11 protein-coding genes are annotated in these 12,558 nt (G+C 56.6%); 1 reads left to right on the top strand and 10 read right to left on the bottom strand.

What is annotated here, in order from left to right:
- Positions 1 to 11 precede the first annotated feature (11 nt).
- From QDX22_RS07880 to QDX22_RS07850, 7 genes are all read right to left on the bottom strand, one after another.
- The gene (locus QDX22_RS07880; protein ID WP_199223149.1) at positions 12 to 1,016 is read right to left on the bottom strand and encodes an NADP-dependent oxidoreductase; all 1,005 of its coding nucleotides are present in this window, start codon (positions 1,014 to 1,016) and stop codon (positions 12 to 14) included.
- 105 nt (positions 1,017 to 1,121) lie between these two features.
- On the bottom strand, positions 1,122 to 1,994 hold the full coding sequence (locus tag QDX22_RS07875) for an LCP family protein (protein ID WP_279717730.1): 873 nt from the start codon (positions 1,992 to 1,994) through the stop codon (positions 1,122 to 1,124).
- A 53-nt stretch (positions 1,995 to 2,047) separates the two neighbouring features.
- Positions 2,048 to 2,755, bottom strand: coding sequence for an ABC transporter ATP-binding protein (locus QDX22_RS07870; RefSeq protein ID WP_110101613.1), 708 nt, complete (start codon positions 2,753 to 2,755; stop codon positions 2,048 to 2,050).
- Positions 2,756 to 2,761: 6 nt separating this feature from the next.
- Positions 2,762 to 3,562 (bottom strand): ABC transporter ATP-binding protein, encoded by an 801-nt coding sequence (locus tag QDX22_RS07865; RefSeq protein ID WP_279717729.1) that lies wholly within the window; start codon positions 3,560 to 3,562, stop codon positions 2,762 to 2,764.
- On the bottom strand, positions 3,556 to 4,575 hold the full coding sequence (locus tag QDX22_RS07860) for a branched-chain amino acid ABC transporter permease (RefSeq protein WP_279717728.1): 1,020 nt from the start codon (positions 4,573 to 4,575) through the stop codon (positions 3,556 to 3,558). Before QDX22_RS07860 ends, QDX22_RS07865 begins: the two co-directional genes overlap by 7 nt.
- Positions 4,572 to 5,438, bottom strand: coding sequence for a branched-chain amino acid ABC transporter permease (locus QDX22_RS07855; protein ID WP_279672639.1), 867 nt, complete (start codon positions 5,436 to 5,438; stop codon positions 4,572 to 4,574). Before QDX22_RS07855 ends, QDX22_RS07860 begins: the two co-directional genes overlap by 4 nt.
- Before the next feature lie 37 nt (positions 5,439 to 5,475).
- Positions 5,476 to 6,711 carry an ABC transporter substrate-binding protein gene (locus QDX22_RS07850; RefSeq protein WP_166769938.1) on the bottom strand — a complete coding sequence of 412 codons (1,236 nt, stop codon included), beginning with the start codon at positions 6,709 to 6,711 and terminating at the stop codon, positions 5,476 to 5,478.
- 224 nt (positions 6,712 to 6,935) lie between these two features.
- Here QDX22_RS07850 and QDX22_RS07845 point away from each other — a divergent pair, with 224 nt between their 5' ends.
- Complete coding sequence (locus QDX22_RS07845; protein ID WP_279717727.1) at positions 6,936 to 8,330, top strand: aldehyde dehydrogenase family protein; 1,395 nt, start codon at positions 6,936 to 6,938, stop codon at positions 8,328 to 8,330.
- 319 nt (positions 8,331 to 8,649) lie between these two features.
- Here the strand turns inward: QDX22_RS07845 and QDX22_RS07840 are convergent, their stop codons facing one another.
- The 3 genes from QDX22_RS07840 to QDX22_RS07830 form a co-directional block, all read right to left on the bottom strand.
- A complete protein-coding gene (locus QDX22_RS07840) occupies positions 8,650 to 8,874 on the bottom strand; it encodes a hypothetical protein (RefSeq protein WP_279717726.1) in 225 nt (74 codons plus the stop codon).
- 450 nt (positions 8,875 to 9,324) lie between these two features.
- Positions 9,325 to 10,683: an IS256 family transposase gene (locus QDX22_RS07835; protein ID WP_425248464.1), complete on the bottom strand. Its 1,359-nt coding sequence runs from the start codon at positions 10,681 to 10,683 to the stop codon at positions 9,325 to 9,327.
- Positions 10,684 to 10,921: 238 nt separating this feature from the next.
- Positions 10,922 to 12,553: an AMP-binding protein gene (locus QDX22_RS07830; RefSeq protein ID WP_279717725.1), complete on the bottom strand. Its 1,632-nt coding sequence runs from the start codon at positions 12,551 to 12,553 to the stop codon at positions 10,922 to 10,924.
- Positions 12,554 to 12,558 lie beyond the last annotated feature (5 nt).

Here is a 12,558-nt window from a genome sequence, read left to right as displayed (position 1 = left end):
TCTGCGCAGAATTAGATTTCGAGAACGAGTTTTCCGGTGTTGACGCCCTGGAATAGGCCCAACAAAGCTTCGGGGAAGCCCCGTACGCCACCGCCGACGACGGTTTCGCGGGCAACCAGGGAACCATTGGAGATGTGGGCCGCAATCGCTTCGACCGCCTCGGGGTAGCGATCACGGTAGTCAAAGACCACGAAGCCCTGCATACGTGCACGGAAGACCAGCAGCGACATGTACCGGCTGGGTCCCGGGGCGAGAGTGGGGTCGTTATACGTGGAGATGGCACCACAGATCACCACGCGGGCACCGCGGGCGAGATTGGCGAGACCAGCATCCAGGATCGTGCCGCCGACATTATCGAAGAACACGTTGATGCCATCGGGAGCGACCTCCCTGAGTCGGGACAGAACTTTTTCGTTCTTGTAGTTGATGGCTTCATCGAACCCGATTTCTGTCAACCAGGCACATTTCTCTTCGCCACCGGCAATACCGATCACCCGACACCCGCGCGCTTTGGCCAATTGGCCGGCCACCGAGCCGACGGCGCCGGCTGCTGCTGAGATCAGCACGGTGTCGCCATCCTGTAGTTCTCCGACATCGAGCAGACCAAAGTACCCGGTCATTCCCGGCATGCCGAGAGCACCCAACCAGGTGGGTTCAGCGGCCACATCCAGGTCAATGCCTGTTACGCCACGGCCATCGGAGATAGCGTAGTCGGTGACGCCGAACAGACCCTGGACACGATCGCCGGGGGAGAAGTTGGGGTTATTGGACTCAAGAACTTCACCGGTGCCCAACGCGCGCATGATCTCCCCGATCTGTACGGGGGGAACATAGGAACGCACATCGTTCAGCCAGCCACGCATCGCTGGATCCAAGGAAAGATAATTGACCTTGACCAGAATTTCTGACTCGTTGAGCTCGGTGGGGAGTTCGTGCTGGCGAATCTCCCAGGTCGACTCATCAGGCAACCCCTCGGGGCGCTGTGCTAAATAGACTGACGTCGCGGTGATCGACATAGCTAAGAATCCGTTCTGTTGTGGTCTACATCTCACAGATTAGCCTGAACTTGAGGTCGGATTCAACTATGGGCTGGGACGGAGTATGGAACCTCCGAGGCGGTTTTAAGAGCACTCAGCCAGGGTGTCGTTGCGGAAGCGTTCGCGTAATTCCACCAGTTTCTGCGCATTGGCCTGCCGACCCCCATCGCCGGTGGCCAAAGGGCACCAGGTGATGTTTCCCAAGGCAGAGGTGGAACGCATCAGCGTGCGCAGCTCGGAGGAGTCCAGGCCGTTATCGGCCACCATGTTCTCCTGCATAAGCTCTACTACGTCTTTGGCGACTCCGGGATTGCGTCGCACCTCTGATTCGGACAGGGCCTGGAGCATTCCTGTCATCACCGTTTCGGTCTGTGTCGGGGACATGCCGTGCTCGGTGATGCTGTCGTCTACTAAAGTGCCGACCTGTTCGGGTTCAAGCACGGCGTCCTCGCTGTCAGGGTCGGGAAATCCGCCGGTGATTTCGGCCAGAGGTGCCAGGGCATTCAGGTCGAGCAACACGACGTGGTCCATCGGAACGTCCACAAGGGTTTCGATGGATGCCACCAGCGTTGAGACTTCGCCGGTGGCACCTAGGGCTTCGCCAAGGGTGAAGGGCTGGTCGGGAACCTTGAGCTGGGGTGGGAAAGCCACCGCTTGGGCATAACGACGAGAATTCGTCAGGTGGACGACGAACAGCGATTGCGCCCGGTCCTCCAAGTTCTCCTCCAGAGCCTCGGAGGTATCGTCGCGGGAGGCTGAGGCAACGAATAAAATATTGATCGGCCCTGGGGTTCCTTCTTCGATCGGGGCCGGGTTGGGGCGTTGATCGGGGAAGGGGTCACGCAGGGTATCTAAAGGTTGAATGAGTCCCCGGATGAACTGGTAGGCGACGAAAATGCCAACCAAAAATAGTGCGACCGCGAAGATCATGACCACTACTTTTGATCGTTTTGCCATAGTTCATCAGTTTATACCGTGCCGGGGTCACGGTGAGTGAGGGCACGGGTGGCTCAGAGGCCCAAGTACGCCTTCTGAACCTCCGGGTCGTCGCGCAGATCGTGGGCAGGACCTGACAGTACGACGCGACCTTCGGCAAGAACATACCCATAGGTAGCAATCTTCAAGGCCAATCGGGCGTTCTGCTCGGCCAGAAGCACCCCTGTCCCGGACTTGTTAATCTCCGTCACCGCCTCGAAGACTTGCTCAGTGACCAGTGGCGCCAAACCAATGGAGGGCTCGTCCAAAATGAGCAACTTGGGGTTGGACATCAAAGCCCGGCCAATGGCGACCATCTGTTGCTGACCACCGGAGAGAGAACCGGCCGTTTGGTTCCTCTTTTCCTTCAGGATGGGAAAGAGCTGGAATACCCGGTCGAGGAGCTCGTCGTACTCGGCCTTCTTGCTGCGCAACACATAATTGCCCAGACTAAGGTTCTTCATTACCGACAGCATCGGGAACAGATGCCGCCCCTCGGGCGATTGAGCGATCCCGGTACGCACAATACGATTCGAACTCAGCGAGACAATGGAACCGCCAAGAAATTCGATGCTACCGGTGTGGGGGCGGATTAGCCCCGAGATCGTCCGGAACAAGGTGGATTTTCCCGACCCGTTCGCTCCTAGGACCAGGGTGAGTTGCCCTTGCTCCGCTCTCAGGCTCACATCGTGTAAGACATCGACCGAATCATAGGCGACATGAATGTTGTTGATTTCTAGCATGATGTTTTAGCCCTCGGTGCTTGGTGTGTCTACGGTGGTTGAGATATCCGACGAATCTGTCCCGAGATAGGCTGCGATGACTTGAGGGTCATTGCGCACGTCATCGGGCGTACCCCAGGCAATTCTGCGACCTCGTTCTAAGACGAGAATTCGGTCGGCCAGACTCATAATCAACGACATTTTGTGCTCAACAAGCGCCACCGTGATACCACTGGAGGAGATTTTGCGAATCAGCTGACCGAATCGTGTGGTTTCTTCTTCAGTGATGCCGGCGGCAGGCTCGTCAAGAAGCAGAAGCGACGGATTTGTCGCTAAAGCCAGCGCGACGGCTGCTCGCTTTTGAACTTCTTGCGGAGCATTCCCAGCGATCTCATCCTTGTAATCGGAAATGGACACGAAGTCGAGAAGCTCGAGAGTTTTGTCCATACTTTCCCGCTCTTCACGCCGAAATCGCGGTGTCCTCAGCACGGCACCCAATAATGTGGAGGAGGTTTGGGCAGCACATCCCGCCAAAACATTCTCAACGATGGTGTTCTGCTCGAAGAGTTTCGTGGTCTGGAATGTGCGGGCGATGCCAGCCTTGGAGGTCACATGGGGCTTGTTGCCGGTAATATCGTTTCCCCGGAACATCACCTGCCCACCACTGGGCTTGTGAAACCCACACAGCAGATTGAAGACGGTGGACTTCCCGGCCCCGTTCGGTCCGATGATCGCGGTGATCTCGCCCTCGTGGACTTCGAAATCGACGCCCTCAACAGCGTGGATCCCTCCGAAGGTTTTTGTTAGGCCACGTACTTCCATCAGCATGAGGAGACACTCTCCTTCTCCGTATGTTCTGTCGTCTGTGATCGTTGGGGCGCTGAGGTGGTCTTGCGCCGTCGGCGACGCGCGATGAGTTCATTGAGCTTGCCGATGAGTCCTTGCGGCATGAAGATGATCAGCGCGATGATGATCGGGCCGAGGAAGAGGAAACGGTAGGACTGGAAGTCCTGGAAGAGCTCGAACAGCGCCATGACGAGCAATGTGCCGATCAACGGCCCCATCACGGTGGCCATGCCACCCACGAGCAGGAACATCAAGAGTTCGAAGGTTAGGTCGATATGGGCTACCTCGGGCTCGATAAAGCCCTGAGCACTGGCGAACAGACCGCCCGCGGTGCCGGCCAGGCCGGCTGAGGCGGTGAATGCCAGTTGCTTATTGAGCCCAACGTTAATACCGATCGAGCTGGCCAGATCTTCAGAGGTGCGGATAGCCAAGAGCGTGCGGCCGACATTCGAGGTTTTCAGCGTATAGGTCAGGTAAATGCAGAATGCCACGACGAGCACCATTAAGAAGTAGAACACGGTCGGTTCAGAGAAATCGATGGGTCCAATATTCTCTGGGAACTTGATCCCGCGGACGCCGTCGTAGCCGCCGGTGACGCTGGTCCAGCGAGACAAGACCATGTAAATGATCAACCCGAGTGCCATCGTAAAGACCGCGAAATACGCCTCACGGGTACGCAACGCGACGAGCCCGGCGATAAACCCAACAATAGTGGTGAGGATGATTCCGACAAAGAATGCTCCCCAGAAGGGCCAATCGTGCTCGGCAGTCAGTAGAGCCACCGTGTACACGCCGATCGCGAAGAAACCTGCCTGGGCCAGGGACAACTGTCCGGTATAACCCAAGATGATGTTGAGACCGTAGACGGCGGTGGCATAACACAGCGCCTGAGTAAGGACGCGGAGAAGGTATTGGTTCTCGGTGAGTGCCAGGGGCGCGAAGAGTAATGCGACCGCCACGGCGATCATGCCTATTCCTTGTAGTGTCAGTTTCATCGTGCCCCCTTATGAGAGAAGAGACCAGTGGGTTTCACAGCCAGGACAACCACCAGGAGCACGAAGGCGATGACTTCACCGGCAGCTGCGGAGATGTAGGTGGTGGATAAGGCTTCGGCCACGCCGAGGCCGAAGCCTCCGATGATGGCGCCAGGGATGGATCCGAGGCCACCGAGAATAATGATGGCGAAGACCTTGACCATGATGGTTTCTCCCATGAAGGGAGAGATCGAGCTGACCGGGGCCATGAGGCCACCGGCGATGGCGACCAGCACACCGGCCAGTGCGAAGGTCATCATCGACACTCTGTTGGGGTTGATCCCCACCAGAGAGGCGCCGATACGGTCTTGCTCGATGGCTTCAATCGATTGGCCCGCGGCGGTTTTCTTGATGAACCAGGTCAGAATAATCATCACGACCACCGCGACCAGTACGACAACGATGCGTTGCCAGGTCACTTGAGCCTCGAGAATGGTCAGGCGTCCCGTGAGTGGGGAATCCACCCGGTGGAAATCGTTGCCCCATACCTGCTGAACCAGCGCGGTGAAGAAGAACATCGCGCCGGCGGCAGCGATCATGTGATGGGTATGTGGGGAGTCTCTGAGTGGGTGGAAGACAATGCGCTCCAGGACCACGCCGACGAGTCCCATCACGATTGCTGCGCAAATAATGGCTAGCACATAGTGAACTCCGACCGAGGTCATGAAGAAGAAGGTCAGGTAAGCCCCCAACATGTAGAGGGACCCGTGGGCCAGGTTCGGTATTTTCAACACGCCGAAGACCAGCGTGAGGCCGATTGCTGCCAAACAATAGGCGCCACCGGTCGCGAGCCCGTTGAATAATTGTTGGACGAGAAGTTCCATATAAGCTCCTGCTCAATGGGATGGTCTGGGCGCCGGTTTATTCCGATTCGAAGACCGACCAATCCAGTTCAAAGTTTTCGTAGTCGCCGTCCTCGTTGATGTAGATGCCGTGGCCATGACCTGCTACCGACATTCCTTCAGGGGTGACATCGGACGGGAATTCCTGAACGCGGAACGCATCGTCAACCTGGTCAAGGGCTTCGGGGATCGCTTCCCGAACGGCGGTCGGATCGTCGGTACTACCGGAGACTTCCATAGCCGTGACGATGATGCCCAGGGCCTGGTAGTTCATGGCGACTTCGGCATTGATGGGCCGCTCATCGTTGACCTTCTCGGCAAACTTGTCGACGAGAGCATCCGTTCCGGGCTCGTCATATTCACGGGTTGGATTGAGACCAACTGAGTTATGCAGGTTTTCCGGATCGGTGAAGATCTCCATTTCTTCAAACTTCGCCTGGTCCATGACCATGAATCCGCCCTCATAACCCTGTTCGCGGGCTTCTTCAATCACCAGCGCGGTGGGCTGCGACGGTCCACCGACCAGCAGGACGTCCGGGTCCTGCGCCAAGGCTTGTGACACGTTGGTGGAGAAGTCGGTCACCGAACCGTAGTCAAAGTTGTTGTTGCTGAGCACCTCACCGCCATTTTCTTCCCATGTTTCGGTGATCATGTCGGTCCACTGCTGACCATATTCACTGGCGGTAGCAAGCAGGCCAAGGGTTTCGGCTCCGTCATCAAGGTAGTGTTGAGTATAAGGCTGAGCGTAGGCGGTAAACGGAATAGTGCTCATCATGGTGAGCTCGTTGTCCTGCTGAGTGATCCGTGGATCGGAGCTGTAGGCAGCGAGCAAGAACTCGGACCGGCTGGTGTTGATTTCCTGGGCTGCGTTAATACCACCAGCGTGCGGAATGACCACGACAGGCGCGCCGTCTTGCTCCACCAGGCGCTGGGCATTGGTTGCTGCGGTGGCCGGCGAGTATTCATCGTCCAGAGAGCGCAGTTCAACGCTGTATTCGGTGCCGTCAATTTCGACACCTTGTTCGTTGAGTTCCTCAACAGCCATTTCAAGACCGGCTTGAACATTTTCACCATAGAGCGCCGCACCGCCGGACAGTGGGCCTGAGTAACCGATGACGATGGTCTCTGAGCCATCGCCTTCTCCGCCACATGCGGTCAAGGCAATTGCGGTCGCCGCGGTGAAACCAAAGAATTTCAGTTTGGTGCTGAATCGACGAGGAGAAAGACGCTTTTGTGAATTCGTGAAGAGTGACATCGCTGATAACCCTGTTCGTGAGAGTGGATGGAGGCCGACGTCCGTCACGCCGGGCGTGAATGACGTCATAAACATGAACTTGATGTCAAGTTAAAGAAGATCGTACCCAGACCGCTTCTGTGATGTCAATCACAATCATGACGATGTGTCGTGACCGGTTGTGACTCAACGATTTCTCCACCGATTCCGGTCATCTCACAGGGTTAATGGATAGGATGGGCGCCATGAAGGTTTCGGAAGTTCAGGCCCTGGTGGGTCAGATGCGAGAGGTGACTGCTTCTCGCCGTGCCTATAGTCGACGGTTCCGGTTGGATCAGCTCAAAGGCATCAAAGCGTTGGTGCGCGACCACACTCAGGAGCTGCAACAAGCCCTGTATCACGATCTGGGCAAAGCGCCCTTTGAATCCACGGTGACCGAGATTTCGGTGATCAAAAATGAGGTCGACCACGCAATTCTGCACGTCAGTGACTGGATGGAGCCAGAATCGGTGCGGATGCCGCTGGCGTATCAACCGGCCACCGGCACGATTCGACCGCGGCCCAAGGGACAGGTGCTGATTATTGGTCCCTGGAACTACCCCGTCCAGCTCGTGTTGGCACCCCTGGTGGCCGCGGTCTCGGCCGGTAACACGGCGGTGCTCAAGCCCTCCGAAAAGGCCCCGGCGACCGCGGACGTGCTGGCCCGGTTGATTCCCGAATACTTGGATCCTTCCGCGGTGGCGGTTGTGCAGGGTGGCGCCGAGGTGGTGCAGGCACTGTTGGCAGAGAAATGGGATCATATTTTTTATACCGGTGGTGAGCGCGTGGGACGGATCGTCTACGAGGCGGCCGCTCAACAGCTAACTCCGGTGACTCTGGAGCTGGGTGGTAAATCTCCGGCGGTGGTCTCCGACGGTCCGGTGGCGACCATTGCTAAACGGCTGGCTTGGGGGAAGTTCGTCAATGCCGGCCAAACCTGTGTGGCTCCGGACTATGTGCTGGCTGTGGGTGATCAGATGCGAGACAAGCTCGAAGCAGAGTTGCCCAAGGTCATTGATGAGTTTTATGAGTCCAGCCCGGAAAGTTCGTTGGATTATGGTCGTCTGATCTCTGCAGAACACACTCAGCGATTGGTTGAGATGTTACAGCAGACTCTCGATGCGGGAGCGGAACTGATTACCGGGGGTGGATATGCGATCGAGGAGCGTTATCTGGCGCCGACGGTGATCTCTCGCGTTGCACCGGACACCGCGGTGATGGCCGAGGAGATCTTCGGTCCGATTCTGCCCATTGTGACGGTGAAGGATATCGATGAGGCTATGGCATTCATTGGTGAGCGTCCGCATCCGTTGGCGGCCTATCTGTTCACCGACCGGGCTCGGGTGCGTCGGGAATTTGAAGAGCGGGTGGTTGCTGGGTCGATGGGTTTTGATGCACCGTTGTTGCAGATCTCGGTGCCGGGGTTGCCTTTTGGCGGTGTGGGTCCTTCGGGGATCGGTAATTATCACGGCAAATACGGTTTCGATACCTTCACCCATTTTCGGGCCGAGGTGTCCAAGACCGATCAGCTCGATACCCTCAAGGCGGTCTACCCGCCTTACGGGTGGGCGAAGAAACAGCTCACCAAGCGGGTGCTGTAGTCATGGCGAAGTCGTGGTACCCCTCCCAGCAGCCGGAAGAGCCGGAGGATCATGACGCCGAGCCGAACGAATGGCTCGACGATCCTACTCAGCCCGCCGAACGGGGCCTGCCGAGGTGGGATGAGGCTCACGACGAGATAGCGGAAACACCTAGCCCGTTCGGTGATAACCCGTACGCGGAGCAACCACTGGCCGGTCCGTGGGGTGATGGTTCACCGCAGGAAACCCTGGCCGGGGATTATCCGGTGATTGCCAATACCCCGACACAGGGCTCGGAGACGGAGACGGAGGCAGATCGGTCCGCAGCCCACCGGGGTGATCAACGTTCCTCGTCGGGTTGCTTATTCTTGGTGGCGTTGCTCGGGTTGAGCACCTCCATCCTGGCAGCCAGGGCCAAAAGCTGAGCTTCGGTTCCGGGCCGACCAATGGCCTGGACAGACCACTGGTCAGTGACCGGAATAGAGATGGCCGGCAGCCCCATGACGTTGATCATCGAGGTATAGGGCGTAAACCGGAGAGTACGTACCTTGGGCGTGGAGATCATCGCAATAGCATCAGCAGTAGAGCTATGATGACATGACTAAGACGTGAGGTTGTACCCATTGTCTTGGCCTAGATATTTCAATATTTACAGTCGGCACTCGGATGCTAGTCTTACTATTCGGAGAATCTGATTCACCGCTCCACGGTACGCCAGGCGGGTAGTGGAATCCCGGTGGTTCGTCATGCATTGCCAGGTTATCCTGCTACTTTCTCTGAGGAACCTTGGTTTTTGTCGTTTAGTGAGATTCTGAGTTGTTGGTGTAGCGGTCCTGTCGTCTTTGTGCCCCCACCGAGCATTTCTCGCCTTTGCCCGGAAACGACTTTCAGCTCTCTACTGCATAACCCACGACGGAACACTATATATGATGAAACACATCATGCACTCGCCTTGGCCTAGTTAAAAACATAGGGCGTGCGAGGTTGTCAATTCTGTTGTGTACGGGGGTTGGGTTTACAGGTATGGGTTCATTCGGTCGGGGTAGGCTGCCGCGAGTTGGGCTAGTGCCTGTTTCCAGTTCGTGGTGACTTGTCCTTCGACGAGTCTGCCGGCGGCTTTGCGCTGGCTGGCGGGTTTGCCGCGTTCCTTGGCTCGTTGGCGTGCGTGTTTGTCCTCGATCGTGCAGATCGCTAGCCACAAGAGTTTCACCACCGCGTCGTCGGTGGGGAACTGAGTGCGGTTCTTCGTGACTTTGCGCAGCTGATAGTTCAATGACTCGATCGCATTCGTCGTATAGATCACCCGCCGCAGCGCTGGCGGGAACGCCAAAAACGGCACGAAACGCTCCCAGGCGTTTGTCCAGGTCGCGACCGCTGACGGGTATTTCTGACCGAGTTCAGAAGCTGCGAAATCCTCCAGGGCAGCCTTGGCAGTATCCTCGTTGCTTGCGGTGTAGATGGCCTTCAAAGCCTGTGAAACCGCCTTGCGATCGCCGTAGGTGACGAACCGGTTCGCTGCCCGGATCAGGTGCACCACGCACGTCTGGACAAGCGAGTCCGGCCAGGTCGCTTCGATAGCCTCTGGCAAGCCGGTCAGCCCGTCACAGCAGACGATGAGCACATCGCGGATCCCGCGGTTGGCAAGCTCGGCACAGACATGGGCCCAAAACGCGGCGCCTTCGGTGTCCTGGACCCAGATGCCCAGGACGTGCTTGATGCCGTCCATATCGACGCCGACAGCGATGTGTGCCGCTTTTGACCGCACATGCCCACCATCGCGGACCTTCACCCGAATCGCATCGAGGTAGATCACGGGGTAGAACTCTTCTAACGGCCGGTTCTGCCATTCCACAACGGCTTCCAGCACGGCGTCGGTGATATTGGCGATCGTCTCGTGAGACAGCTCCGTGCCGATCGTGACAGCCAGGTGATGCTGGATATCGCGGATCGTCATTCCACCGGCATACAAGCTGATGATCATCTCATCCAGCCCGCCCAGCCGGCGCGAGCCCTTAGGCACCAGACGCGGGGTGAACGACCCGTCACGATCCCTAGGCACCGTCAGCTCGATATCGCCGACCTCGCTGGCGACCGTCTTGGAATACGAGCCATTACGGGCATTGACCGGCCGGTCCGTGACGGCTTTAGCCTCCCGGTCACCAGGCCCGTAACCCAGATGCGAGGTCATCTCAGCCTGCAGGCCCCGTTCGAGTGCTTCCTTGATCAGTTCAGGAATCACTCCACCGTTGCCGGTCAGCTCGATCTCACCGGCGTCGATCCGAGCGAAAAGCTCGTCCAAGGCGCCACTGGCCTTCAACTGCGCAACAACATCAGCCCCACCAGGCTGATCAACACGATCATCTGTCATGGTCATCATCATGTCCTCTCATCGATGACTCTGTACACAAACAATCTGACACCCTCAGGGCGGCCGGGATGGCGAGAGATCGCAACAGCCAAACCAACGAATGGACAGCGCTACTAGCTAGAACCAAGTGATAATAAGTAACAGGCCCTTTAATTACCGGAGCGCTATGACCACGATATGAGCCTCCAATCAACTAGAAGCAACAATTCAGTGGGAATGCATCGCTGGTTAGAGGCATAAATGCCTATTCATTAACCATCTTGAGGAGCTCTCCTTTCCTGATTTTGCCGGTTGCAGTCATTGGTAACTCACCCTCAATGCGCACAAGTGGCACCTTATAAGTAGCCATATTTTCTTTCGCCCATTCTTCAAGATCGGTGGTAGATACTGTGCCCGGCTTACGAAGCTGTACAAAAGCCACCGGTCTCTGCCCAGTCTCCGGATCTTCAGCAGGAACTACTGCTACCGACTCTACTTCTGGGTGTTGCGTAAGAAGCATTTCGACCTCAGCAGGGAAGACGCTCATACCTTTTACTTTGATCATTTCCTTACGACGACCCAAGTAATGGAGGAACCCCTCTGCGTCGATACGTCCATTGTCGCCGGTGTGAACCCAGCCATCGACAAGTTGCTCTTGCGTAGCCTCAGGATTGCGCCAGTAGCCGTCTGTAATTGATGGACTGCGAACGATGATTTCTCCTACTCCCCCCAACGGGAGAGGTCTTTGAGTTCCGAATTCCACAACGGCGATGTCCGTACCGGGCACTGGTAAACCGCAGAAGATTGGTTCAGCCCGCAGATCTTTGTCTTCTGCGGCGAACCCATAGGGCGCGCTGTCGAGAGTGTGCGTCTCAGTCATGCCGTATGACGCTTCCCGCAAAGTTCCACTGGACGGTGCCGCTGAGTACCAGTTCGCGCGTACCTCGGGAGTTAACTTCCTGACAAAAGATACTGTCTGTGGGTCAACGAGGGAAGAAAGGTCTCGATCGTTAATGTCAGGCCTTTCCATGAGTTCGAGGTAGTTTTCCACAGTTCCGACCATGATCTGGACACGATAAGTCTCAATCGCATCAAGCACGGCGTCTGGATCCCATCTTCTAAGGAGTACACTGGTGCCACCAAGGACAAAGGGGATAAGAATTCCAAGGTCTTCGCCGGCGATCCAAAAGATGGGCAGATAACACAAACTAGTGAAGCCGGGGGAAGAGTCCAATCCCGAGGCTGCGGCACCACTAACAGCGGTGTAGAGCATATGACGTTGAGAATGTTGGCATCCTTTAGGTAAACCCGTCGTGCCGCCTGTGTAGTTCAGCGCTGCAAGACTGTCAAGGTCTCCGTCATCGGCTGTATAAGGTTCATGTGCCAGTGCTTTTTCCCAGTCCAGCGTGTCGGCGAGTACCGATATCGGATTGTCAAGTTGGGGCTGTACCTGATCTACAGAATGAGCCAGGGATTCCTGGGTGAGTACGATTTTTGGCTCGCTGTCTCGTAGTTCGTGAGTGAGTTCAGCAGGAGCGAACATGGGGTTCACCGGTACATGCACAGCTCCTAGCCGGAGGACAGCAAGAAAGGCAATAACGAATTCCGGACAATTACCGAGAAATACAGCTACTCGATCCCCACGGGATACCCCTTGGTTAGATAACCATCCGGCGAATCTGCGGTGCAACGAGTCCAACTCCGCGTAGGTGTAGTTTCGACCTTCGAACGCGATCGCGATCTCCTCTGGTCGTTCTACCGCCCAGTGACTGATATGAGCCGGTATAGTAATTTCACCTGCCGGGTACGTTACCTCATGTGGCAACCCATCTGGTCGTTGTTTTGTTTGAATCTCTCGTAGCGCAGAGACGTAAGTTTCAAGGTCTTCGAATTGCATGATGG

It is taken from the genome of Auritidibacter ignavus (genome assembly GCF_029853775.1).
Taxonomy (GTDB): domain Bacteria; phylum Actinomycetota; class Actinomycetes; order Actinomycetales; family Micrococcaceae; genus Auritidibacter; species Auritidibacter ignavus.
This window is presented reverse-complemented; position numbering and strand designations above follow the sequence as displayed.